The organism is Chromobacterium sphagni, assembly GCF_001855555.1.
Lineage (GTDB): Bacteria > Pseudomonadota > Gammaproteobacteria > Burkholderiales > Chromobacteriaceae > Chromobacterium > Chromobacterium sphagni.
The window spans coordinates 90660-115536 of sequence record NZ_MKCT01000039.1; the positions used below are offsets into that span (position 1 = coordinate 90660).

The following is a 24877-nucleotide window of genomic DNA, read 5'->3' on the forward strand; positions in this document are numbered from 1 at the left end:
AGCCATCACATGCCCAGTTCGCGTTTCAGCGCTTCGACATTCTTCTGGCGGTCGGTGACTTCGTCCTGCAGCTTCTGCACCCGGTCCAGGTATTTCTGATAGTTGCGGGCCTCGTCGCCCAGCCGGGTGGCCTTGCCATCGGCCAGCGCCTTCTTGGCGGCTTCCAGCGCCTTCACCTCGTTGGCCAGTTCCTGTTCCAGTATCTTCTTGCGGCCGCTGTCGCGCTGTTTCTGAGTGTCGGCGTCGACATTGGGGTAGCCGCCGGAGGCGGCGGGCTTGCCGGCGGACGCGCCGTTGTCCCTGCGGCTGGGATAGGACGACAACGGGCTCAGCTTGATCGGCTGCGCGCCGCGTATCGGCACATTGGTGTAGGTGACGTTGCCGTTGGCGTCGACGTATTTGTAGATGGTGGCCGCCTGGGCGCCGCCGCAGGCCAGCAGCAGAATGAGGGCTAATGTTTTCATCGTCTGTGACTGGTTAGGGTGCTTTTGCATGATAAGCAAATCGGGCGGCGTCGTCATATAAGCTTAAGACGGGACGCAAAAAAACGGCAGCCGCGGCTGCCGTTTTTGCAAGCGCCGGTTGGCGTTTAAAGCGAGTAGTACATCGCGAATTCCACCGGGTGGGTGGTCATGCGGGTCAGGTTGACTTCCTGCATCTTCAGCTCGATGTAGGCGTCGATCCAGTCGTTGGAGAACACGCCGCCGCGGGTCAGGAACTCGCGATCCTTGTCCAGCGCGGCCAGCGCTTCGTCCAGCGACGCGCACACGGTCGGGATTAGCTTGTCCTCTTCCGGCGGCAGGTCGTACAGGTTCTTGTCGGCGGCGTCGCCCGGGTGGATCTTGTTCTGGATGCCGTCCAGGCCGGCCATCAGCAGCGCGGAGAAGCACAGGTACGGGTTGGCCAGCGGGTCCGGGAAGCGGGTTTCGATGCGGCGCGCCTTCGGGCTGGCCACGTGCGGGATGCGCACTGAGGCGGAGCGGTTCTTGGCGGAGTAGGCCAGCTTCACCGGGGCTTCGTAATGTGGTACCAGGCGCTTGTAGGAGTTGGTGCCTGGGTTGGTGATGGCGTTCAGCGCCTTGGCGTGCTTGATGATGCCGCCGATGTAGTACAGCGCGGTATCGGACAGGCCGGCGTAGCCGTCGCCGGCGAACAGGTTGACGCCATCCTTCCAGATGGACTGGTGCACGTGCATGCCGGAGCCGTTGTCGCCGACGATGGGCTTGGGCATGAAGGTGGCGGTCTTGCCGTAGCTGTGGGCCACGTTGTGCACCACGTACTTCAGGATCTGGGTCCAGTCGGCGCGCTGGGTCAGCGTGCTGAAGCGGGTGCCGATCTCGTTCTGGCCGGCGGTGGCCACTTCGTGGTGGTGCACTTCAACCGGTACCCCCAGTTCCTCCAGCAGGAGTACCATGGCGGAACGGATGTCTTGCGACGAGTCCACCGGCGGCACCGGGAAGTAGCCGCCCTTAATGCCCGGACGATGGCCCATATTGCCGCCTTCGAACTCTTCCGCCGAGGCCCAGGCCGCTTCTTCGGCCTTGATCTTGACGAAGCAGCCGGACATGTCGGCGCCCCAGGTGATGCTGTCGAAGATGAAGAATTCCGGCTCGGGGCCGAAGTAGGCGGTGTCGCCGTGGCCGGAGGCCTTCAGGTAGGCTTCGGCGCGTTTGGCGATGGAGCGCGGGTCGCGGTCGTAGCCCTTGCCGTCGGCCGGGTCGATCACGTCGCAGTGCATGAACACGGTCGGCTCGTCGAAGAACGGATCGATGCGGGCGGTGGATGGGTCGGCCATCAGCAGCATGTCGGATGCCTGGATGCCTTTCCAGCCGGCGATGGAGGAGCCGTCGAAGGCATGGCCGCGTTCGAACCAGGCGTCGGCGTCTTCCAGCAGCACGTGGGCCGGGATGGAGACGTGCTGTTCTTTGCCGCGGGTATCGGTAAAGCGCAGATCGACAAATTTGACGTCGTTTTCTTGGATCAGTTTGACTACGTCGGCTACGGCCATGGTTTATCTCCTGAAAGGCAACGTGCACCCAAGGGCAAGTGCGAAAAAATCGGTACGCCCGGCTTTAAGCAGAAAGCGTGCCAGCTCCAAAATCGCTGCTGTTGCATTGTGTCATAGGCGGATGGGCTTAGCCAGCCGGCTGGGATGCCGGTTATCGAACCAAACTGGTGCTGATGATTTTGATGTGCACCAATTTGGTGCGATTTGCCAGTCATGCCGACTGGATCGATAATCGGCGACATTAAGCCAATCGTGTTGCAGGAGGAAACCAGCATGAGCAAAGTGAACCAGATTCTGCAAACCGCCCACCAGCGGGCGGAGCAGCTGCAACTGCCCTACAGCGGCGCGCTGCTGCCCGACGAGGCTTACGAGCTGCTGCAGTCGCTGCCCAAGGCGGTGCTGCTGGATGTGCGCAGCCATGCCGAGTGGCAGTTCGTCGGCACCGTGCCGCAGGCGGTCAACATCGAGTGGCGCAGCTATCCGGGCATGGTGGCTAACCCCAACTTCATCGCGCAGCTGACCCACCAGGTGGACCCGGAGGCGGTGCTGATGGTGATGTGCCGCTCCGGAGCCCGCTCCGACGAAGTGGCCCGCCTGGCGGTGAATTCCGGCTATAGCGAGGTGTACAACGTGCTGGAGGGCTTCGAGGGCGATCGCGACGGCGCCGGCCACCGCAATTCGCTGGGCGGCTGGCGCCAGCGCGGCCTGCCCTGGGTGCAGGGCTGAGCGCAGACCGCGCGGCGGCGGTTGAAGTTTGCCGCGTTACGCGGCAAAGTGTGGCTTGAACCCGCTGCCGTTGCCGCAGCCGCCTAAATTTTTGGAAAAGCGAACATGACCGACCGTTACGCCGTTATCGGCAACCCGATTTCCCACAGCCAGTCGCCGTTCATTCATCAAGAGTTTGCCCGGGCCAGCGGCCAGGACATCAGCTATGAGAGGCTGTCTGCCGAACTGGGCGGTTTTCGCCAGGTGGTGGAGGCGTTTGTCGCCGCCGGCGGCAAGGGCCTCAACATCACGCTGCCGTTCAAGGGCGACGCCTTCCGTTTCGCGCAGGAGCTGACCGAGCGGGCGAGCGCCGCCGAGGCGGTGAACACGCTGACCTTCCGCGACGGCAAGGTCTACGGCGACAATACCGACGGCGTCGGCCTGGTGCGCGACATCGTGGAAAACCTGGACTATCCGATCGCCGGCCGGCGCGTGCTGATCCTGGGCGCGGGCGGCGCGGTGCGCGGCGTGCTGGAGCCCATCCTGGAGCAGAAGCCGGCGGCGCTCACCATCGCCAACCGCACCGTGATCAAGGCCGAGGCGCTGGCGCACCATTTCGCCCGCTGGGGCAAGGTTGAGGCGGTAGGCTACGACGCGCTGCAGGGCCGCAGCTTCGACATCATCATCAACGCCACCTCCACCAGCCTCAACAATGAGATGCCGCCGCTGCCGCACGGCGTGTTTACCGCCCGCACCCTGGCCTACGACATGGTGTACAGCAGCGGGCTGACGCCCTTCCTGCAGCGCGCGCAGGGGGAAAACGCCGGCATGCTGGCCGACGGCCTGGGCATGCTGGTGGAGCAGGCGGCCGAATCCTTCTCCATCTGGCGCGGCATCCAGCCGGATACGCGCAAGGTGACCAATATGCTGAGGGAAGTGTTGGCCTGAGCATGTCGCGACTGATATTCAAGTTGTTGGCGGCCCTGGCGGCCGCCTTTGTTCTGTATAACCTGTGGGTGTTCGGCCATGTGCTCTACTGGCGCGACCACAATCCCAGCGCCAGTTCCTTCATGAACGAGCGGCTAGCCAAGCTGCAGGCCGACGATCCGGACGCCGAGCTGAGCCAGCGCTGGGTGCCATACGAGAAGATTTCGCCCAATCTGAAGCGGGCGCTGATCGCCTCCGAGGACGCCCGTTTCGTCGACCACGAAGGCTTCGACTGGGACGGCATCGAGGCGGCGTTCGAGAAAAACCTGAAGAAAGGCAAGATCGTCGCCGGCGGCTCCACCATCAGCCAGCAACTGGCCAAGAACCTGTTTCTGTCCAGCGGCAAGACGCCGTGGCGCAAGCTGGAGGAGGCGCTGATCACGCTGATGCTGGAGGCGGTGCTGGACAAGCGCCGCATCTACGAGATCTACCTCAATGTGATCGAGTGGGGCAACGGCGTGTTCGGCGCCGAGGCCGCCGCCCGCTACTACTACCATACCAGCGCGGCCAGGCTGTCGTCGTTCCAGGGCGCCAAGCTGGCGGCGATGGTGCCCAACCCGCGCTATTACGATACTCACCGCAACGCGCCGGGCCTGGCGCGCAAGACGCGCATCATCCAGCGGCGCATGGCTTACGTCGAACTGCCCTGAGCCGCCTGCCTGCGCTCCGATCCGCGCCTTCCCGCGCTGGTTGGAGCGCATTATTACCGTATGTTACAATCGCGACTTTCTTTCCGATTGCCGCGCGCAAGCTGCGGTAAGCGCAATGGACTTACCCGGTTACCCCGTAATCCAATCCCGTTATACCCTTAGCGAATAAGCCCGCCTCACACCGTCAGCACCCTGTGCGCCCTGTGGGCGGAAGGAGACGTGCATGACGGTTGCCTACAAGCAACAATCCGCCGATCGTCTGCAAGAAAGCCTGGGCCTGGTGCAAAGCCTGATCGAGCGCCAACGCCAGCTGGAACATCTTGTATCGCGCCAGGACGCCGCCGAATCGCCGGCCGTCGACCCCCTGGCGCCGCAACACAATCTGACCGAATTGCGCCAGAAACTGGCGCAGCTGCATCCGGCCGACATTGCCCATATCCTGGAGGCGCTGCCGCTGGAGGACCGCCTGCTGGCCTGGGACATGGCTGACGCCGCGCGCGACGGCCCCATTCTGCTGGAAGTCTCCGACGCGGTGCGCGAATCGCTGATCGAGGTGATGGACCAGGAGCAGCTGGTGGCGGCGGTGGGCGATCTGGACGCCGACGAGCTGGCCGAACTGGCGCCGGACCTGCCGCGCCAGGTCGTGTACGAAGTGATGGGGCGGCTGGACGAGGAGGAGCGCGGCCAGTTGCAGGCGGTGCTGTCCTATGGCGACGACCGCGTCGGCGCGCTGATGGATTTCGAGCTGGTGACCATCCGCGCCGACGTCAGCTGCGAGGTGGTGTTGCGTTACCTGCGCCGCTTCGACGAACTGCCGGGCCAGACCGACAAGATCTTCGTTACCGACGAGGCCGGCCATCTCAAGGGCGTGCTGTCCATCCGCAAGCTGCTGGTGTCCGACCCGGATGCCGGGGTGGCCCGGGTGATGGCCACCGAAGTGGTGAGCTTCCACCCGGACGAGGCGGCGCTGGACGCCGCGCTGGCCTTTGAACGCTATGACTTGGTGAGCGCGCCGGTGGTGGACGAGCGCGGCGTGCTGCTGGGCCGCTTGACCGTGGACGCGATGGTGGACGTGATCCGCGAGGAATCCGACAGCGAAGTGCTGAACCTGGCCGGTCTGAAGGAAGAGGAAGACCTGTTCGCGCCGGTGATGGATTCGGTGAGGAACCGCTGGTCCTGGCTGGCGATCAATCTGTGCACCGCCTTCTTCGCCTCGCGGGTCATCGGGGCCTTCGAGCATTCCATCGCCCAACTGGTGGCGCTGGCGGCCTTGATGCCCATCGTCGCCGGCATCGGCGGCAATTCCGGCAACCAGACCATCACCATGATCGTGCGCGCGCTGGCGATGGGCCAGATGCGCATCGGCCAGACCGGCCGGCTATGGCGCAAGGAGCTGGGCGTCAGCATCATCAACGGCATGGTGTGGGGCAGCGTGATCGGCGCGGTGGCCTGGCTGCTGTACGGCAGCGTATCGCTGGGCCTGGTGATGCTGGCGGCGATGACGCTCAACCTGATGCTGGCGGCCACCATGGGCGTGATGATTCCGACGCTGATGCAGAAGTTGGGGAAGGATCCGGCGCTCGGCTCCAGCGTGCTGATCACCGCCTGCACCGACTCAGGCGGCTTCCTGATTTTTCTCGGCCTGGCCACCTTATTCCTACTCTAAATCATGATGCTGACCATAGAACAGGCGCTGCGCCGCCACCCCTTGCCTCGGCTGGAAAGCCGCATGCTGCTGATGCATGCCTGGCCCGGCCTGAGCCATGCAACCATAGTCGGCTACCCCGAGAGGGAACTGGCGGAAGATATCGCAATGGTTTTTGACGCGCTGGCGGCGCGCCGGCTGGCCGGAGAGCCGATGGCTTACCTGCTGGGCGTGCGCGAATTCTACGGCCGCGACTTCGCGGTGAGCCCGGCGGTGCTGATCCCGCGGCCGGAAACCGAACACCTGATCGAGCAGGCGCTGTCGCGGCTGGACGCGGCCCAGCCGGCGCGGGTGGTGGACCTGGGCACCGGCAGCGGCATCATCGCCGTCACCCTGGCGCTGCAGGCGCCGCAGTGGCGCGTCAGCGCGGTGGACCTGTCGGCCGAGGCGCTGGAGGTGGCGAGCGGCAACGCGGCGGCTTTGGGCGCCCAGGTGGATTTCCGGCATGGCAGCTGGTTCGATCCGCTGGCGCCGGATGACAGATTCGAGCTGATCGTCTCCAATCCGCCGTATATCGAGCGCGGCGACCGCCACCTGGGCGAGGGCGACCTGCGCTTCGAGCCGCGCGGCGCGTTGACCGACGAAGTCGACGGCCTGGCCTGCCTGCGCGAGATTGCCGCTGGCGCGCCGGCTCGTCTGCTGCCGGCAGGCTGGCTGATGGTCGAGCACGGCTACGACCAGGGCGCCGCGGTGCGCGGGCTGTTTTGCGCCGCCGGTCTGCTGCAAGTGGAAACCATCCGCGACCTGGCCGGTCAGGACCGTATCACCATCGGGCAAAAACGGGCGGATTGATGTCTCCACGCTGGATTTCCTACTGGCCGGCGCTGCTGCTGGTTCCGCCGATCGCCGCCTTGTTGCTGTGGCCTGACGCCAACCGCCAGCTGTTCCTGGCGCTGCATCCTTGGCTGCATCATGCGCCGGCGCCGCTGTGGCGCTTCGCCAGCGTGTTCGGCGACTGGCCGACGGTGCTGGCGCTGCTGCTGGCCTTGAGTTGGCGCGCGCCGCAGCGGCTGCCGGCATTGGTGGTCGGCAGCATCGCCGCCATTTTGCTGGCCATTGCCTTGAAGGCCGGCTTCGCGGTGCCGAGGCCGCCCCTGGTGCTGCCGCACGGGATGGTGGATCTGCTGGACAAGCTGCCTGGCAATGGATCCTTCCCCTCCGGCCACGCGATGGCGGTGGCGGCCTTGGCCACCTTCGCCTGGCATGGCGCGCGTTGGGGCAAGGCCGCCGGCTGGTGTCTGCTGGCGGCGCTGGTGATGCTGTCGCGCATCGCCATCGGCGTGCATTGGCCGCTGGACCTGCTGGCGGGGGCCATGCTGGGCTGGGCGTCGATGCGGCTGGCCCTGAGTCATGCCTGGCCCGCCGGCTGGGCGCGCGACGTCACCCGCACCGCGCAGATGATCCTGCTGGTGCTGTTGGCGGGCGAGCTGGCTTGGTTACTGGGGCATCACGGGGTGTATGCCGAATACTGGCTGCGGGTGGGGATTGGTGCGCTGGTGCTGTTGTCGGGCTTTGCCAGACTGGCCCGCTCCGGCCGCTAGGCAAAACAAAGGCGGGCCCTGGGGCCCGCCCGAGGCGGCGATGGCGTTTCACGCCGCCTGCGGCGCATCAATGATGATGGCCGTGCTCGCCGTGGGCGTGGCCGTGGCTGACTTCCTCGGCGGATGCCGCGCGCACTTCGATCACCTTGGCGGAGAAGCGGATGCTCTGGCCTGCCAGCGGGTGGTTGGCATCGACGATGGCTTTGCCGTCGGCGATGTCGGTGACGCGGAACAGCAGCAGTTCGCCGGTTTCCGGATCATCGGCTTCGAATACCATGCCCACTTCCACATCGGCCGGGAACACGTCCAGGTCTTCCACGCGGACCAGCTCTTCTTCCGGGTCGCCGAAAGCGTCGTCCGGGGTCAGCTTGACGTCGATGGCATCGCCGACTGCCTTGCCTTCCAGCGCCTCTTCCACCAGCGGGAAGATGCCGTCGTAGCCGCCGTGCAGGTAGCTGATCGGCTCTTCGGTCTTGTCGAGGAGGTTGTTGTCGACATCGAACATCTCGTAGTGGAGGGTGACGATGGTGTTTTTGGCGATTTGCATGAGTTGGTTATCCGTGATGGATGGTAAAAAAACTTGACAGGGACGGTCCCGAGGGTGTTCCTTCCACCGCAAGATAGGGCGCTCGCGCTCCTGGCCATATTGTAAACCATAGACGGGCATCTTAGGCCCGTGAAACCGCAATGAACACTACAACTTTACTGGGCGGCATGTCGCCCGAGCAGTTCCTGGCCGAGTACTGGCACAAGAAGCCGCTGCTGATCCGTGGCGCCTTGACCGAGGTCGGTCCGCATGTCGATTTCTCCGTATTGTCGCAATTGGCGCAGCGAGACGACGCCGAGTCCAGGCTGATCGAATGCCGGCAGGGCCGCTGGCATCTGGAGCGCGGCCCGTTCCGCGCCGCGCGTTTCCGCAAGCTGGCGGAGACCGACTGGACCTTGCTGGTGCAGGGGGTGAATCATCATTTGCCGCATATCGACGAGATTTTGTGGCGTTTCAACTTCATCCCTTATGCCAGGCTGGACGACCTGATGATCAGCTATGCTCCGCCGGGTGGCACCGTGGGTCCGCATTTCGACGCCTACGATGTGTTCCTGCTGCAGGTGGGCGGCAGCAAGCGCTGGCAAATCTCGTCGCAGCACGACGACGATTTCATCGAGGACGCGCCGATCCGCGTGTTGAAAGACTTCCGCATGGAACAGGAGTTCGTGCTGGAGCACGGCGACATGCTCTACCTGCCGCCGCGCTATGCGCACCACGGCGTGGCGCTGGAGCCGGGCATGACCTATTCGATCGGATTCCGCGCACCGCCGGCGCAGGAACTGGCCACCCAGTTCCTGGTTTATCTGCAGGACCGGGTCTGCCTGGACGGCGTGTATGCCGACCCGGACCTCAAGTTGCAGGCGGAACCTGCACGCATCGGCGAGGAAATGATAGAGCAGGTGTCCGGCCTGTTGTCGCAGATCCGCTGGGACAAGGCCACGGTTTGCGATTTTTTGGGCCATTACCTGACCGAGCCCAAGGCCCATGTGTTCTACGATGGCCCGAAAGAAGAGTTGGACGAGGAGGCGTTCATCGAAGCGCTGGCAGCCCAGGGACTGGAATTGGATCGCAAGAGCCAGATTTTGTTCTGCGACGCCTGCGTCTACTGCAACGGAGAGAAAGTGGCGGCGGAAGACGGGGATTTTGATCACTGGCGGCAATTTGCCAACCATCGCCGGTTGGCTGCGGGCGAATATTCGGCCGATATGCTGGCTTCTTTGTACGATGGTTACTTGTCAGGTTATTGGCATTTGCTGGCTGATGTAGCACAATAACAACAGTTTTTGCACTTGTATCGAATTGGCAACGCGATGGATGGCTACATTTGGGGGGTAAACGCCCGTTTTTGTGCCTGCGCCATCCGCTGCCCGGCTTAGATTGGCAATGTGGTTTTTTTAGATTTTTGCCCTCTATACAGCTATTTTTTTCGTGATACAATTTGCTCACTGATGGATTTTCAGTCGCCCGGCTTATTGTCGAGACCGTGCGATAACTGACGTCTTGTTCAACTTATCCTCAAAGGTAAAGAAAAAATGAAACAGTCGCTCCTCGTTGCTGCCCTGCTGGCCGTAGCCCTGTCCGCTTGCGGTAAGAAAGAAGCTCCGGCTGAGGCTTCCGCTCCTGCAGTTGAAGCTTCCGCTCCGGCCGCTTCGGCTCCGGCTGCTGACGCTTCCGCTCCGGCTGCTTCCGCTCCGGCTGCTGACGCTTCTGCTCCGGCTGCTTCCGCTGCCAAGTAATTCGCAGCAAGCAACATCAAAAAAACCGGCTTCGGCCGGTTTTTTTGTGCCTGCCATTCAGTGGCTTATTAGCCATAGTTGTAAATTTGGTGGAAAAACCACAGAAATTGCCGCGAAATACAAAACGTTACATATTGCGGGACGAGACGGCTCGGATCGATTGGAATCTGGCGACTTGATTCATCCTATCCGATAAATAGATGTGCCCGGCATAAAAAACAGCCCGCAGATGCGGGCTGTTGTTTTTTCGGCTGGAGCCTGTTGCGTTATTGCAGTTCGGTCTGCAGTTTCCCCAGCGCGGCTTTGACGAACTCGTCGGACAGCGGCTTGCCCTGCTTGTCCTGGATCTGCAGCGTGGTGTTGCCGCCGGACTGCTCCACCAGCTTGATCCGGTATTCCTGCTCGGTCGGCTTCACGGACTTGCCGTCGCTGCTCTTCCAGAAGGCCAGGCTGGACCAGAAGCCGCCGCCGGAGTCTTCCTTGCTGTCGGTCTCGCCCTTGGCCGGCTTCACGTAGTACAGGCCCTGCGAGCGGTCGCGGTCGGTGACGATCAGGCCGACGCGGTCCAGCGCCAGGCCGACGCGGCGCCAGGCGCGGTCGAAGCCGTCGGCGAGCTGCAGCTGGCCATCGACGATGGGGTCTTGCGGCTTGGCCGGCTTGGCCAGGGTCTGCTGCACCTGAGCCTTGGCCTTCTCTTCGGTCATGCCCAGGCGGATCATGAAGCGACCCAGCAGTTCGGCTTCCAGGTTGGGATCGGTCGGGCGCGCCTGCCAGATGGTGTTGGTCTTGCTGTTGTCGGCATAGATCTCTTCCATGCCGCGATGCGAGAAGTACACCTCGGTGCCCTGCGGCGTGTTTTCCAGGCGGATGCGGAACTTGTCGCGTTCGCCGGTGGAGTAGACGCTGCCGAGGCCGACGGTTTCCAGCAGTTTGCGCAGGCCGTCGTTGGGCAGTTTGGCGCGGTTTTCCGCCCAGTCGGTTTCCATGATGCCGACGCCTGGGTCTTCAGTCTTGATGACGAAGCCGTTCTCCTGCCAGAAGGCCTTCAGCACCGGCCACAATTCGGCGGCCTTTTTGTTGCCCACCAGCAGCCAGCGTTGGGTGCCGGCGCGCTCCATGCGGACATTGTCCAGCTGGTTGATGGCAACCGGCGAGGCGGCAGCCGCAACGGCGGGATCGGCGCTGGCAGTGGTGACGCCGCCGGGCAGGTTGTATTTGTTCTGGATCTGCGGGGTGGTCAGATCGGGCGGAACTTCCAGGCTGTTGACCGTGGCTTTCGGCGCGTCGGACTTGTAGTCCAGCGGCTTAGTAAGCGGTTGTTCGGTACTGCAAGCGGCCATAATGCCAGTTGCCAGCAAAATCGCGACGGACGCGCTGTGTTTCATGCGGACTCCCATCGTGCAAGGGATGATCAAAGGACTTCTGCTTGTTTCAGGGCCGCTTCGACGGCTGCCTCGGCAGCCTGGCTGAGCGGGGTGAGCGGCAGGCGGATGCCTTCGGGGATGCGTTGCATCCGCGCGAGGGCCCACTTGGCCGGGATAGGGTTGGGCTCGACGAACAGCTGCTTGTGCAGGCCTTGCAGCTTGTCGTTGATGGCGCGGGCGCGTTCGGCCTTGCCGCCGATGGCGGCGGCGCACAGCTCGCTCATCTGCCTGGGGGCGATGTTGGCGGTGACCGAGATCACGCCGTTGCCGCCGCACAGCATGAAGGCCATGCCGCTGGCGTCGTCGCCGGAATACAGCGCAAAGTCGGCAGGCGCGCGCAGCCTCAGGTCGCACAGGCGGGCGATGTCGCCAGTGGCGTCCTTCAAGCCGACGATATTGGGGTGTTCGGCCAGGCGCAGCGCGGTGTCGTTGCTCATGTCGGCCACGGTGCGGCCGGGCACATTATAAAGGATGACCGGCAACGCGCTGGCGTCGGCGATCGCCTTGAAATGCTGGTACAGGCCTTCCTGGGTGGGCTTGTTGTAGTAGGGCACTACCGACAGCAGCATGTCGGCGCCGGCCTCTGCCGAGCGTTGCCCCAGCTCGATGGCTTCGGCGGTGGCGTTGCCGCCGGCTCCGGCGATGACCTTGACGCGTCCGGCAGCGTATTTGACTACGGCTGCGACCACTTCGATATGTTCTTCCACAGACAATGTGGCCGATTCGCCGGTGGTGCCGACGGCGACGATGCCGGCAGTGCCGTTTTCGATGTGGAACTCAACCAATCGTTGCAACGCTGCAAAGTCTACCGCGCCGTCCTGCGACATCGGAGTGACCAGAGCTACCAAGCTGCCGGTAAGCATAGTTCTGCCTATCTGGGATAAGGATTTACAAGGCTTACGATTGTAGCGGAATTCGTCTGGCTGGCAAAAGTTCGTGGAGAGGCGGCGGCGGGGGCTTCGGGAACGTCGGGTGATTGTGCTAGAATCCTACGTTTTTCCGATACTTACGGCGAGCTGGCTGAAGGATCCTCAAGCGTGATTACCACAAGCAACATTACCATGCAGTTTGGCGTGAAACCTTTGTTCGAAAAGGTGACCGTCAAATTCGGCGAAGGCAACCGTTACGGCCTGATCGGCGCCAACGGCTCCGGCAAATCCACTTTCATGAAGATTCTGGGCGGCGACCTGGAGCAGACCTCGGGGGAAGTCGCCATCGAGAACGGCCTGCGCCTGGGCAAGCTGCGCCAGGATCAGTTCGGCTACGAAGATCAGCGCGTGATCGACGTGGTGATGATGGGCCATACCGAGATGTGGGCGGCGATGAGCGAACGCGATGCGATCTACGCCAATCTCGAAGCCACCGAAGACGACTACATGCACGCGGCCGAACTGGAGGCCAAGTTCGCCGAGTACGACGGCTACACCGCCGAAGCGCGCGCCGGCGAGCTGCTGATGGGCGTCGGCATTCCGGTTGAACAGCATTTCGGCCCGATGAGCGAAGTGGCTCCCGGCTGGAAGTTGCGCGTGCTCTTGGCGCAGGCGCTGTTCTCCAACCCGGACATCCTGTTGCTGGACGAACCGACCAACAACCTGGACATCAACACCATCCGCTGGCTGGAACACGTGCTCAACGAGCGCAACGCCACCATGATCATCATCTCGCACGACCGTCACTTCCTGAACTCGGTCTGCACCCACATGGCGGATCTGGACTACAACACCATCCGCATCTACCCGGGCAACTACGACGACTACATGATCGCCTCGGCCCAGGCGCGCGAACGCCAGTTGAGCTCCAACAGCAAGGCCAAGGAACGGATCCAGGAACTGCAGGAGTTCGTCGCCCGCTTCTCGGCCAACAAGTCCAAGGCCCGCCAGGCTACCAGCCGCCTGAAGCAGGTGGACAAGCTGAAGTCCGAGATGGTGGAAGTGAAGCCGTCCAGCCGGCAAAACCCGTTCATCCGCTTCGAGATGGACGACAAGTTCAAGCTGCACCGCCAGGCCGTCGAGGTGGAAAACCTCAACAAGGCCTACGACAACAAGGTGCTGTTCAAGGACCTGAACCTGATCCTGGAAGCCGGCGCCCGTCTGGCGGTGATCGGCCCCAACGGCGCGGGCAAGACCTCGCTGGCCAAGCTGCTGGCCGGCGCTTTCGACCCCAAGTTCGCCGAAGGGCTGACTGCCGACTACGGCAGCATCAAGTGGGCGGAGAAGGCGCAGATCGGCTACTTCGCGCAGGACCACGAAGCCGACTTCGACAGCGACTGGACCTTGACCGAGTGGATGCGGCAATGGGGCCAGGAGGGCGACGACGAGCAGGTGATCCGCGCCACGCTGGGCCGCCTGCTGTTCGGCGGCGACGAGGTGGGCAAGCCGGTGCGCGTGCTGTCCGGCGGCGAGAAGGGCCGCATGCTGTACGGCAAGCTGCTGCTGCAGAAGCCCAATGTGATGATCATGGACGAACCCACCAACCACATGGACATGGAGTCGATCGAATCCCTGAACATGGCGCTGGAAAAGTACAAGGGCACCCTGATCTTCGTATCGCACGACCGCCAGTTTGTAAGCTCGCTGGCCACCCACGTGCTGGAACTGGATGGCAAGGGTGGTTACGACTACTACACCGGCAACTACGAAGATTATCTGGCCAGCAAGGGCCTGGAGTAAATTCGGATATGGTCTGTCACAGGCCGTAGCTTTACCGGCGGGAGGGCGTGCGCTATATTGCGGTGCACAAACTCCCGCTTTTCATATGCGCCGTCCGCGGCGCGACAACAACAATCAGGGACCTGGCCGGGAAGGCCGATGCTGGAGACATCACGTGCTCATCCGTCCTGGTGATCTGGTGAGATCTGCAAAGTGAAAGAAGGGAATACCATGCGTTTAAAAGGGAAAGTGTCCATCATCACCGGTTCGGCCAGCGGCATCGGCAAGGCCACCGCCGAGAAATTCGTCAAGGAAGGCGCCATCGTCGCGGTGTGCGACCTGAACACGGAGGCCGTCAACGCCGTGGTTGACGAGCTGAAGGCGCTGGGCGGCGAAGCCTACGGCTACAAGGTGGATGTGACCAACAAGGGCCAGATCGCCGAGATGGTGGCCGATCTGAAAAACCGCTGCGGCCGCATCGACGTGCTGGTCAACAACGCCGGCATCGTGCAGGACGCGCAGCTGATCAAGATGAGCGAAGACCAGTTTGACAAGGTGATCGACATCAACCTGAAGGGCGTCTACAACTGTGCCCGCGCCGTGGTGGACACCATGGTGGAGCAGGGCGGCGGCGTGATCCTCAACGCATCTTCGGTCGTGGGCGTCTATGGCAACTTCGGCCAGACCAACTACGCCGCGGCCAAGTTCGGCGTAATCGGCTTCGTCAAGACCTGGGCCAAGGAGCTGGGCAAGAAGGGCATTCGCGCCAATGCGGTGTGCCCGGGCTTTGTCGCCACTCCGATCCTGAAGGCGATGCCGGAAAAGGTGCTGCAGGCGATGGAAGACAAAGTGCCGATGCGCCGCATGGCAGATCCGGCCGAGATCGCCAACGTCTACGCCTTCCTGGCGTCGGACGAGGCCAGCTACATCAACGGCGCGGCGATCGAAGTGACGGGCGGCCTGACGCTGTAAGGGCTCGCCGCGGATGCGGGGTCATCGGCTATGGTTTGCGCGTCTGGAGCGGGCGCCTGCTGCGGTTTGGCGATGGCTCCCGCCGCCGGCCGCGCAAAATCCGGCCAGCCAGGGAGGCGTCTATATATGAGTGGCAAAACGTTTGCCGTGCCGGAGGACGAGGTCGAACTCAGCGCCATCCGCGCGCAAGGCGCGGGCGGGCAGAACGTCAACAAGGTGTCGTCGGCGATCCACCTGCGGTTCGACGTGCGCGCCTCGTCGTTGCCGGACTGGCTCAAGCAGCGCTTGCTGCAGCTGGGCGACCAGCGGGTGAGCAAGGACGGCACGGTGGTGATCAAGGCCCAGCAGCACCGCACGCAGGAGCAGAATCGCGCCGATGCGCTGTTGCGCCTGCAGGCCTTGATCGACGGCGCCAGCCATACGCCCAAGGCGCGCCGGGCCACCAAGCCGACCTTCGGCTCCAAGCAGCGCCGCCTGGCAAGCAAGGCCAATCGCAGCGGGACCAAGGCTTTGCGGGGCAAGGTGGATATCTGAAGAGCAGGCTTGCCGAGTCCGAGGCCGGCGGCGTTGATCGCCGCTGCATGCGCCAACAAAACGCCCCGCGCGCTTGCCGGGGCGTTGTCTTTGGGCGAGGAGCCTTATTCGTCCAGCTCGCCGTCGTGCGCCAGCAGCGCCGAGTCCACTTCGCGCCGGTGCAGGTGCGGGGCGAACAGCTCGATGAAGGTGTAGGCGAAGCCGCGCAGATAGGCGTCCTTGCGTATGCCTATCTTGGTGGTGGACGGCTCGAACAGGTGGCTGGCGTCCATCGCCACCAGGCTCTGATCGCGCTCCGGCTCGAAGGCCATGCTGGCGATGATGCCTATGCCCAGGCCCAGCGAGACGTAGGTCTTGATCACGTCGGTATCGATGGCGGTAAGCACCACATTGGGCGTCAGGCCCTCGTCGGCGAACGACTTGTTGATCTTGGAGCGGCCGGCGAAGGCGAAGTCATAGGTGACGATGGGGTAGTTGGCGATATCGGCCAGCGTCATCTTTCTGTCCAGTTGGGAGAGCGGGTGGCCGCGCGGCACCACGACCGAGCGGTTCCATTCGTAACAGGGCAGCATCGCCAGTTCCTTGTACAGCGAGATGCCCTCGGTGGCGATGGCGAGGTCGGCTTCGCCGGATACCACCATTTCACAGATCTGCGTCGGGCTGCCCTGCTTCAGCGACAGGCGCACCTTGGGATAGCGGCGCACGAATTCGGCTATCGCCTGCGGCAGCGCGTAACGGGCCTGGGTGTGGGTGGTGGCGATGATGAGCGCACCTTCCGATTCGCGGGAGAACTCGTCGCCGACGCGCTTGAGGTTCTGCGCTTCGCGCAGGATGCGTTCCGAGATGCGCAGCACTTCCTTGCCGGGCTCGGACACCGATACCACCCGCTTGCCGTTGCGGATGAACACCTGAATGCCCAGTTCGTCCTCCAGCAAGCGGATCTGCTTGGAAATGCCGGGCTGCGAGGTATGCAGCTTCTCGGCGGCTTCGGAAACGTTCAGCCCCTGTTTGGCCACTTCCACCAGGTAGCGAAGTTGTTGTAGCTTCATCTTTTCGACCTGCCCTCTATAAAACCTGTAGTCATTAAATACTAACACAATATTCTTTTAGGTTTATAAGCGCTTTGGTTAGGATAAGCTCGAACCATCCCCGGAGCGCTCGATGAGCCTGGAGTCAAAACTCGCCGCTACCACGGTCCTGCTGCAAACCATCGCCAAAGCGCATCCCGACGCGGCGCTGGCCAACAGCTACGGCGCCGAAGACATGGTGCTGACCGATCTGATCGCCAGCCTGGGCCTGCCGCTGCAGAGCTTCAGCCTGGACACCGGCCGTTTGCCGGCGGAAACCTACGCTTTGATGCAACAGGTGGCCGAGCGTTATCCGGCGCACCCGGTCAAGGTCTACTTTCCCGATACGACCGCCACCGAGTCTTACGTCAACCTGCATGGAATCAACGGCTTCTATCAGAGCGTGGCGCTGCGCAAGTCCTGTTGCCAGGTGCGCAAGATTGAGCCGCTCAAACGCGCGCTGACCGGCCGTTCGGCCTGGATTACCGGTCTGAGGCGCGAGCAGTCGCCCACCCGCCAGGATCTGGCCAGCCAAGAATACGACGCCGACAACGGTCTGGAGAAGTTCAGCCCGCTGTTGGAGTGGACCGAGGCCGAGGTATGGCAATACCTGCGTGAGCGCCAGGTGCCGTACAACGCGCTGCACGACCGCCATTACCCGTCGATCGGCTGCGCGCCCTGTACCCGCGCCATCAGCGTGGGCGAGGATGTGCGCGCCGGCCGCTGGTGGTGGGAGAACCCGGAAACCAAGGAGTGCGGGCTGCACGTCAAGGCCAGTCCGCTGCAACGTCCCGTCTGATCCTGCCGGCCTGCAGCCGTCGGCATTCCCGCTGGAATCCATATATGTATCGATATGATGAAGTAGACCACCGCCTGGTGCGGGAGCGCGTTGTGCAGTTCCGCGACCAGACCCGCCGTTTTCTGGCCGGCGAGTTGTCGGAAGACGAATTCCGTCCGCTGCGGCTGATGAATGGCCTGTATATCCAGCGCCACGCGCCGATGCTGCGGGTGGCGATTCCTTATGGCCATCTGCGCAGCGTGCAGCTACGCAAGCTGGCCGAGATCGCCCGCCGCTACGACAAGGGCTATGGCCATTTCACCACCCGGCAGAACATCCAGTTCAACTGGCCTGAGTTGTCGCGAGTGCCGGACATCCTGGAGGAACTGTCCACGGTGGAGATGCACGCCATTCAGACTTCCGGCAACTGCGTGCGCAACACCACCACCGACGCCTTCGCCGGGGTGGCGGCGGATCAATTGTTCGACCCGCGGCCTTACTGCGAGATCATCCGCCAGTGGAGCACCATGCATCCGGAGTTCAGCTTCCTGCCGCGCAAGTTCAAGATCGCGGTGTCCGGCAGCGAGGAAGACCGCGCGGCCACCCAGGTGCACGACATCGGCCTTCACGTCAGCCGCAATGCGGCCGGCGAAGTGGGCTTCCGCGTGATGGTGGGCGGCGGCCTGGGCCGCACGCCGATGGTGGGCGAGGTGGTGCGCGAATTCCTGCCGCGCCAGCACCTGCTGACCTATCTGGACGCGGTGCTGCGGGTGTACAACCGTTTCGGCCGCCGCGACAACAAATACAAGGCGCGCATCAAGATCCTGGTGAAGGCGATGACGCGGGACGGCTTCGCCGCCAAGGTGGAGGACGAGTGGCGGCATCTGAAGGATGGCCCGTCCACGCTGCGCGACGAGGACGTAGCGCACTACGCCAGCTTCTTTGTCGATCCGGATTATCAGCCGCTGGCCGACCAACCGGCCGAACTGGCCACGGCGCTGGCGGCGGACAAGGCCTTCGCCCGCTGGTACGAGCGCAACACCCGCCCCCACCGCCATGCAGGCTACCGCTCGGTGATCCTGTCGCTGAAGGAAACCGGCGCGCCGCCGGGAGACATCACTGCCGAACAGATGGAAGCCGCCGCCGACTGGGCCGACCGTTTCGGTTTTGGCGAATTGCGCGTGGCGCACGAGCAGAATCTGGTGTTGCCTGACGTGGCGCAGAAGGACCTGCCCGCCTTGTGGCAGGCGGCGCGCAAGGCGCGGATGGCCACGCCCAACATCGGCCTGTTGACCGACATCATCAGTTGCCCAGGCGGCGATTTCTGTTCGCTGGCCAACGCCCGCTCCATTCCGGTGGCCAACGCCATCCAGCAGACTTTCGACGATCTGGATTACCTGTACGACCTGGGCGATATCGCCTGTAACTTTTCCGGTTGCATGAACGCCTGCGGCCATCACCATATCGGCAATATCGGCATTCTCGGCGTCGACAAGAACGGCGAGGAGTGGTACCAGATCACGCTGGGCGGCAGCCAGGGCAGCCATACCGCCATCGGCAAGGTGATCGGCCCCTCGTTCGCGCAGGCGGATGTGCCGCGCGCCTTCGCCAAGATCATGCAGGTTTACCTGGAGCGGCGCCAGGCGGGCGAACCCTTCATCGACACGCTGCGCCGCGTGGGCGTCGAGCCTTTCAAGGAGAGGGTGTATGCCCCAGTACATTAAGGATGGCCGCGTCGGCGAGGATGGCTGGCTGCAATTGCGCCTGGACGAGCAGGGCCGGCTGCCGGCCGCGCCAATCGGGCGGGATGTGATCGTGCCGCTGGCCTGCTGGCTGGCGGAGACGGACAGATGGCTGGCGCATGGCGGCCGGGTGGGCGTGTGCCTGGCGCCGGAAGACGATCCGGCCTTGCTGGGAACGCATCTGGCCGACCTTGTCCTGATTGCCATTGACTTTCCGGCTTTCACCGATGGCCGCGGATACAGCCTCGCCAGGCTGCTGCGCGAGCGCTATGATTATGCCGGTGAGCTGCGGGCGGTGGGCGATGTCTGGCCGGATCTGATCCGACCGTTGTGGCAGGTGGGTTTCGATGCCTTCGTGATCAAGGATGGCAAAGCGCTGGATGGGGGGGATTGTTACAATACCTTCAGCGATAGCTATCAGATGACATATCGACAACCTATACCACTGTTTCGCAGACGCGTCACATGATCGTAATGTGTCGCATAGGGGAGACAGGTAGTCGCAATAATTAGCGAAATGTGATGCATTTCTGCAACGCTATAATGACTTTGCTTCGCGCCCTGTGTTGACATGGTGTTGCCGCATTCCTATAGTGCGGGTTAACTGCATTAACACAGCATGTAGCCATCTCTGATGTTTGCAGTCAACTTGTTCGCGTGGTCTTTGCGTCAGCCCGCATTGCTACCCATTTTATAGATTAAAGAGGGAATAACATGACTAAACAGCTGAAACTGAGCGCACTGGTTGCCGCCCTGTTGGTTTCTGCTAGCGCTTTTGCTGCTAAACCGGGTTACGTCGCAGACCAATCCACCGAAGCAGTGACCCGCAACAACTACGGCGAATGCTGGCACACCACCTACTTCGACAAGGCCAAGGATGGTCTGGTCGAATGTGGCGACCGCGAAGCCGCCAAGCCGGTAGTGGTGAAAGATACTCCGAAGCCGGTTATGGTTTCCGTGAAGGAAAAGGTTACCTTGTCCGCCAAGGTTCTGTTCGACTTCAACAAGAACAACCTGCGTCCGGATGCCAAGAACGAACTGGATCCTCTGGTGGCCAAGCTGAAGGCCCACGCCGGCCAAGGCCACCTGAACGGTGTTGAAATCGATGGTTACACCGACTTCCTGGGTTCCGACAAGCTGAACAACGCGCTGTCCCAGAAGCGTGCTGACGCTGTCAAGGCTTACTTCGAGAACGCAGGCGTTCCGGCCGAGAAAATCACTGCCGTAGGCAAGGGCAAGGCTGAAGCCAAGATGACCGAAGAGTGCAAGGCCAAGTTCCCGCGCTACGTGAAGAACAAGAAGCAGAACGCCGAGATCAAGGCTTGCATCGAGTCTGACCGTCGCGTAGAAGTGGTCATCGACGCGGTTAAAGAATCCGTAGTCGAAAAGCCGGCTGCCAACTAAGCATTCCGGTTTGAATCCAAAACCCCGCCAATGTGCGGGGTTTTTTGTTTTTGGCGCTGCGGATAACGGCTGGACGCTATTGACTGCTGGCGGCTACAATCGAAGGTTTCAGGACGTATGTAAAGACCGCAAATGCAGGTATTTCTGGGGGATCCGCGTCGCTTTGCCCTGCAGGGGTGCGCATTGACCATCGGCAATTTCGATGGCGTGCACCTGGGGCACAGACGCATGCTGGAGCGGCTGCGCGCAGAGGCGCGGGTGCGCGGTTTGCCGACTGCCTTGCTGACCTTCGAGCCGCATCCGCGCGAGTTTTTCAGCCGAACCGCTCCGCCGGCCCGTCTGTCGACGCTGCGCGACAAGTTCGCGATGCTGGGCGAGCTGGGCCTGGTGGACTATGTGTTCGTCTATCGCTTCAATCGTAGCTTCTCGAATATGCCAGCCGGCGAATTTGTCGACAAGGTGCTGGTTGAGGAATTGAAAACCCGTTACCTGTTGATTGGCGATGATTTCCAGTTTGGCGCCGCGCGCAAGGGAAATTTCGATCTGCTGGCCTCCTGTCCCCATTTCGCCACCGAGGCCATGCCTTCGGTACTGGTGCAAGGAGAGCGGGCTTCCAGTACGCTGGTGCGGGAAAGATTGGCGGCTGGCGATCTGGATTCGGCGACATCCTTGCTGGGAGGCTGCTACCGGATATCCGGCAAGGTGATGCACGGGCGCAAGCTGGGGCGTACCATAGGCTTTCCGACCGCCAATATCCATCTGCCGCATCTGAAGCCCGCGTTGCGGGGCGTGTTCGTGGTGGAGGCGGATACGCCGCATGGACGTCTGGGCGGCGTGGCCAGTTTGGGGCTGAATCCCACAGTCAGCGATACGCCCGACTACAAGCTGGAAGTGCATCTGTTCGATTTTGCCGGCGACCTCTACGGCAAGCGTTTGACAGTACGATTCCTGAAAAAGCTGCGCGATGAAGCGCGCTATGATGATTTGGCAACACTGGTGGCGCAGATAGAACGCGACGCCGCCAGCGCCAAGACCTATTTGACAAGTTTGCAGCGAGAGCAGGCATGAGCATCGATTATCGTAAAACCGTAAACCTGCTGGATACACCCTTCGCTATGCGCGGGGATCTAGCCAAACGCGAACCGGCCTGGGTCAAGCGCTGGCAGGACGAAAGGCGCTACGACAAGCTGCGCAAGCTGTCCGCCGGCCGTCCCAAATTCATCCTGCACGACGGCCCGCCCTACGCCAACAACGACATCCACCTGGGCCACGCGGTCAACAAGGTGCTGAAGGACATCATCGTCCGCTCCAAAACGCTGGCCGGCTTCGACGCGCCCTATGTGCCGGGCTGGGATTGCCACGGCCTGCCGATCGAGCTGATGGTGGAGAAGCTGCACGGCAAGGACATTCCCGCCGCCAAGTTCCGCGAATTGTGCCGCGAATATGCGAAGGAGCAGGTGGCGCGCCAGAAGAAGGGCTTCATCCGCCTGGGCGTGCTGGGCGACTGGGACAATCCCTATCTGACCATGGACTTCAAGACCGAGGCCGACATCGTGCGCACCCTCGGCAAGATTCACGAAAACGGCTACCTAAGCAAGGGCGAGAAGCCGGTGCACTGGTGCATCGAGTGCGGCTCGTCGCTGGCCGAAGCCGAGGTGGAGTACGAGGACAAGGTGTCGCCTGCGATCGACGTCGGCTTCAAGGTGATTGACGGCGCCAGGCTGGAGGAGATTTTCGGCGTCGGCGCCGCTGGTGCGATGGCGGTGATCTGGACCACCACGCCGTGGACGCTGCCGGCCAACCAGGCGGTGGCGGTCAACGCCAACCTGGATTACCAGTTGCTGGACACGCCCAAGGGCAAGCTGATCTTGGGCAAGGACCTGGTCGAATCCGCGATGAAGCGCTACGGCGTCGAGTCCTACCGTGTGCTGGGCGAGGCCAAGGGCGCGGAACTGGACCTGCTGCAGCTGCAGCACCCGTTCTACGACCGCCAGGTGCCGGTGATCTGCGGCGACCACGTCACCACCGACGCCGGCACCGGCCTGGTGCACACCGCGCCGGCGCATGGTCTGGAAGATTTCCAGGCCGGCCTGCAGTACCGCTTGCCGATCGCCAACCCGGTGGCCGACGACGGCCGCTACAAGTCCACCACGGAAATCTTCGCCGGCATGCTGGTGTGGGACGCCAACCCGCGCGTGATCGAGACGCTGGAAGCCCATGGCTCGCTGGTGCACAAGACCAAGCTGGAACACAGCTATCCGCACTGCTGGCGCCACAAGACGCCGATCATTTTCCGCGCCACGCCGCAATGGTTCATCAGCATGGACCGCAAGGCAAATGGCGGCGAGACGCTGCGCGAGATCAGCCAGCGCGCGGTGGACGCCACCGAATTCTTCCCGTCCTGGGGCCGCGCGCGCCTGGACGCGATGATCAAGAACAGCCCGGATTGGTGCGTATCGCGCCAGCGCAACTGGGGCGTGCCGATGACCTTCTTCATCCACAAGGAGTCGGGCGAGCTGCATCCGCGCTCGGGCCAACTGCTGGAAGAAGTGGCGCTGCGCATCGAGCAGCAGGGCATCGAAGCCTGGTTCAGCTTGGACGCCAGGGAGTTGCTGGGCGACGAGGCCGAGCAATACCGCAAGCTGACTGACACGCTGGACGTATGGTTCGACTCCGGCGCCACCCACTTCGCGGTGCTGAAGCAGCGCCCGGAGCTGGCCTGGCCGGCCGACTTGTACCTGGAAGGCTCCGACCAGCACCGCGGCTGGTTCCAGTCGTCGCTGAAAACCGGCTGCGCCACCATAGGCCGCGCGCCGTACAAGCAGCTGCTGACCCACGGCTTCACCGTCGACGACAAGGGCTACAAGATGTCCAAGTCGCGCGGCAACGGCATCGCGCCGGATGAGATCTGCGGCACGCTGGGCGCCGATATTCTGCGCCTGTGGGTGGCCAGCGCCGACTACTCCGGCGACATGTCGCTGTCGCAGGAAATCCTCAAGCGGACCACCGAGAGCTACCGCCGCTTGCGCAACACCATCCGCTTCCTGTTGGCCAACCTGTCCGACTTCAGCCCGCTGGAGCACACCGTGCCGCTGGCCGACATGGTGGAACTGGACCAATACGCGCTGCTGCGCGCCCGCGAGGTGCAGGAGAAGGTAGTGGGCGAGCTGTACTCGCGCTACGCCTTCCACCACGTGGTACAGGAGGTGGTCGGCTACTGCTCGGAAGACCTGGGCGCCTTCTACCTGGACGTGATCAAGGACCGACTGTACACCACCCAGGCCGACAGCCACGCCCGCCGCAGCGCGCAGACCGCGCTGTACCACATCACCCGCAGCCTGCTGCTGATGGTGGCGCCCATTCTGTGCTTCACCGCCGACGAGGCGTGGAATGTGTTGGTGGACAGCGAGGAAGAGTCGACGCTGTACCATATCTGGCACGAGTTCCCGAGCCAGGCGGTAGAGCGCGAGCAGGCGTTGGCCGGCAAGTGGCAGGCCATCCGCGAGCTGCGCGCCCAGGTCAATAAACAGATCGAAGAGCTACGCAGCGCGGACAAGCTGGGCTCCTCGCTGCAGGCCGAGGTGGAGATCGACGCGCCGGTGGCCCTGGCGCAGCAGTTGCTGAGCCTGGGCGACGAGCTCAAGTTCGTGCTGATCGTCTCCAAGGCCGGCGTCAAGGAAGCGGCGGAAGTCGCGGTGCGGGTGCACGCCTCTACGCATGAGAAGTGCGAGCGCTGCTGGCATTACCGCGCCGACGTGGGCAGCCACGCCGGGCACGGCGCTGTTTGCGGCCGCTGTGTGGACAACCTGGACGGCCAGGGCGAGCATCGCCGCCACGCCTGATCGTCTGATGCGGGGCCGCAGTCGCTGCCCCGCCAGCCCATGGATACAGATTGATGGATTCTGCAATGACTATGCCTGGGGCCCGCCGCTGGTCCAAATGGTTCGTGCTGGCGGCGCTGGTTATCGTGCTGGACCAGTTCAGCAAGCTTTATTTCAACGGCCGTTTCCAGTACGGCGAAGTGCGCTCGGTGGTGGAGGGCTTTTTCAGCTTCACGCTGATCTACAATCCGGGAGCGGCCTTCAGCTTCCTGCACGATGCCGGCGGCTGGCAGAAATACCTGTTCACCGCGCTGGCTTTCGCCGTGTCCGGCTGGCTGGGCTGGAACATCGTCAAGGGCCGCTTTACCGGCATGATGAACCTGGCCGCCGCATTCATCATCGGCGGGGCGCTGGGCAATGTGATCGACCGCCTGGCTTATGGCCACGTGATCGACTTCATCATGGTGCACTACTACAACCAGTGGTACTACCCGGCGTTCAACCTGGCCGACTCCTTCATCTGTGTCGGCGCGGCGCTGATGGTGCTGGACAGCCTGAAAAAGCCGTCGCGCTGAGACGCAGCTAATCTGCGGCATGGCCCGCGAGAG

The 24877-nt window shown here is 62.8% G+C and carries 23 protein-coding genes; 17 read left to right on the plus strand and 6 right to left on the minus strand.

Going from position 1 to position 24877, the window contains the following annotated elements; genetic code table 11:
• Positions 1–5: 5 nt before the first annotated feature.
• Positions 6–464, minus strand: a complete 459-nt coding sequence (locus tag BI344_RS15020; protein WP_071113693.1) for a DUF4124 domain-containing protein — start codon at positions 462–464, stop codon at positions 6–8.
• 125 nt (positions 465–589) lie between these two features.
• A complete protein-coding gene (gene glnA / locus BI344_RS15025) occupies positions 590–2008 on the minus strand; it encodes a glutamate--ammonia ligase (protein ID WP_071113694.1) in 1419 nt (472 codons plus the stop codon).
• A gap of 273 nt (positions 2009–2281) precedes the next feature.
• Here glnA and BI344_RS15030 point away from each other — a divergent pair, with 273 nt between their 5' ends.
• The 6 genes from BI344_RS15030 (at position 2282) to BI344_RS15055 (ending at position 7596) form a co-directional block, all read left to right on the plus strand.
• Positions 2282–2734, plus strand: a complete 453-nt coding sequence (locus tag BI344_RS15030; RefSeq protein WP_071113695.1) for a rhodanese-like domain-containing protein — start codon at positions 2282–2284, stop codon at positions 2732–2734.
• Between the two features lie 105 nt (positions 2735–2839).
• Positions 2840–3661 (plus strand): shikimate dehydrogenase, encoded by an 822-nt coding sequence (aroE, locus tag BI344_RS15035; protein ID WP_071113696.1) that lies wholly within the window; start codon positions 2840–2842, stop codon positions 3659–3661.
• Between the two features lie 2 nt (positions 3662–3663).
• The gene (mtgA, locus tag BI344_RS15040; protein WP_071113697.1) at positions 3664–4350 is read left to right on the plus strand and encodes a monofunctional biosynthetic peptidoglycan transglycosylase; all 687 of its coding nucleotides are present in this window, start codon (positions 3664–3666) and stop codon (positions 4348–4350) included.
• Between the two features lie 223 nt (positions 4351–4573).
• Positions 4574–6016 carry a magnesium transporter gene (gene mgtE / locus BI344_RS15045; protein WP_071113698.1) on the plus strand — a complete coding sequence of 481 codons (1443 nt, stop codon included), beginning with the start codon at positions 4574–4576 and terminating at the stop codon, positions 6014–6016.
• Between the two features lie 9 nt (positions 6017–6025).
• Entirely contained in the window at positions 6026–6847 is an 822-nt protein-coding gene (gene prmC, locus BI344_RS15050; RefSeq protein WP_071113763.1) for a peptide chain release factor N(5)-glutamine methyltransferase, read from the plus strand.
• Positions 6847–7596: a phosphatase PAP2 family protein gene (locus BI344_RS15055; protein ID WP_071113699.1), complete on the plus strand. Its 750-nt coding sequence runs from the start codon at positions 6847–6849 to the stop codon at positions 7594–7596. The genes prmC and BI344_RS15055 overlap by 1 nt, the downstream gene beginning before the upstream one ends.
• A 67-nt stretch (positions 7597–7663) precedes the next feature.
• On the opposite strand, the gene BI344_RS15060 is transcribed toward BI344_RS15055, so the two are convergent.
• On the minus strand, positions 7664–8143 hold the full coding sequence (locus BI344_RS15060; protein ID WP_071113700.1) for an FKBP-type peptidyl-prolyl cis-trans isomerase: 480 nt from the start codon (positions 8141–8143) through the stop codon (positions 7664–7666).
• Positions 8144–8283: 140 nt separating this feature from the next.
• Here BI344_RS15060 and BI344_RS15065 point away from each other — a divergent pair, with 140 nt between their 5' ends.
• Complete coding sequence (locus tag BI344_RS15065) at positions 8284–9417, plus strand: ribosomal protein uL16 3-hydroxylase (protein ID WP_071113701.1); 1134 nt, start codon at positions 8284–8286, stop codon at positions 9415–9417.
• 728 nt (positions 9418–10145) lie between these two features.
• Here BI344_RS15065 and bamC read toward each other — a convergent pair.
• Positions 10146–11219: an outer membrane protein assembly factor BamC gene (gene bamC, locus BI344_RS15070; RefSeq protein ID WP_239690826.1), complete on the minus strand. Its 1074-nt coding sequence runs from the start codon at positions 11217–11219 to the stop codon at positions 10146–10148.
• Positions 11220–11290: 71 nt separating this feature from the next.
• Positions 11291–12166, minus strand: coding sequence for a 4-hydroxy-tetrahydrodipicolinate synthase (gene dapA, locus BI344_RS15075; protein ID WP_071113702.1), 876 nt, complete (start codon positions 12164–12166; stop codon positions 11291–11293).
• Positions 12167–12340: 174 nt separating this feature from the next.
• Between dapA and BI344_RS15080 the strand changes: the two genes are divergently transcribed.
• From BI344_RS15080 to arfB, 3 genes are all read left to right on the plus strand, one after another.
• The gene (locus BI344_RS15080; protein ID WP_071113703.1) at positions 12341–13972 is read left to right on the plus strand and encodes an ABC-F family ATPase; all 1632 of its coding nucleotides are present in this window, start codon (positions 12341–12343) and stop codon (positions 13970–13972) included.
• Between the two features lie 210 nt (positions 13973–14182).
• Entirely contained in the window at positions 14183–14923 is a 741-nt protein-coding gene (gene fabG / locus BI344_RS15085; protein ID WP_071113704.1) for a 3-oxoacyl-ACP reductase FabG, read from the plus strand.
• A 126-nt stretch (positions 14924–15049) separates the two neighbouring features.
• Positions 15050–15457, plus strand: a complete 408-nt coding sequence (gene arfB / locus BI344_RS15090; protein WP_071113705.1) for an alternative ribosome rescue aminoacyl-tRNA hydrolase ArfB — start codon at positions 15050–15052, stop codon at positions 15455–15457.
• A 104-nt stretch (positions 15458–15561) separates the two neighbouring features.
• Here the strand turns inward: arfB and cysB are convergent, their stop codons facing one another.
• Positions 15562–16506, minus strand: coding sequence for an HTH-type transcriptional regulator CysB (cysB, locus tag BI344_RS15095; protein ID WP_071113706.1), 945 nt, complete (start codon positions 16504–16506; stop codon positions 15562–15564).
• Positions 16507–16618: 112 nt separating this feature from the next.
• On the opposite strand from cysB, the gene BI344_RS15100 reads away from it, so the two are divergent.
• The 7 genes from BI344_RS15100 (at position 16619) to lspA (ending at position 24844) form a co-directional block, all read left to right on the plus strand.
• Positions 16619–17323, plus strand: coding sequence for a phosphoadenylyl-sulfate reductase (locus tag BI344_RS15100; RefSeq protein ID WP_071113707.1), 705 nt, complete (start codon positions 16619–16621; stop codon positions 17321–17323).
• Positions 17324–17367: 44 nt separating this feature from the next.
• Complete coding sequence (locus BI344_RS15105; RefSeq protein WP_071113708.1) at positions 17368–19026, plus strand: nitrite/sulfite reductase; 1659 nt, start codon at positions 17368–17370, stop codon at positions 19024–19026.
• Complete coding sequence (locus BI344_RS15110) at positions 19010–19513, plus strand: DUF934 domain-containing protein (RefSeq protein WP_071113709.1); 504 nt, start codon at positions 19010–19012, stop codon at positions 19511–19513. Before BI344_RS15105 ends, BI344_RS15110 begins: the two co-directional genes overlap by 17 nt.
• Before the next feature lie 245 nt (positions 19514–19758).
• Complete coding sequence (locus BI344_RS15115; RefSeq protein ID WP_071113710.1) at positions 19759–20448, plus strand: OmpA family protein; 690 nt, start codon at positions 19759–19761, stop codon at positions 20446–20448.
• Positions 20449–20580: 132 nt separating this feature from the next.
• On the plus strand, positions 20581–21516 hold the full coding sequence (locus BI344_RS15120) for a bifunctional riboflavin kinase/FAD synthetase (RefSeq protein WP_071113711.1): 936 nt from the start codon (positions 20581–20583) through the stop codon (positions 21514–21516).
• Positions 21513–24290 (plus strand): isoleucine--tRNA ligase, encoded by a 2778-nt coding sequence (gene ileS / locus BI344_RS15125; RefSeq protein ID WP_071113712.1) that lies wholly within the window; start codon positions 21513–21515, stop codon positions 24288–24290. Before BI344_RS15120 ends, ileS begins: the two co-directional genes overlap by 4 nt.
• 71 nt (positions 24291–24361) lie before the next feature.
• Positions 24362–24844, plus strand: a complete 483-nt coding sequence (gene lspA / locus BI344_RS15130) for a signal peptidase II (protein WP_239690905.1) — start codon at positions 24362–24364, stop codon at positions 24842–24844.
• Positions 24845–24877 lie beyond the last annotated feature (33 nt).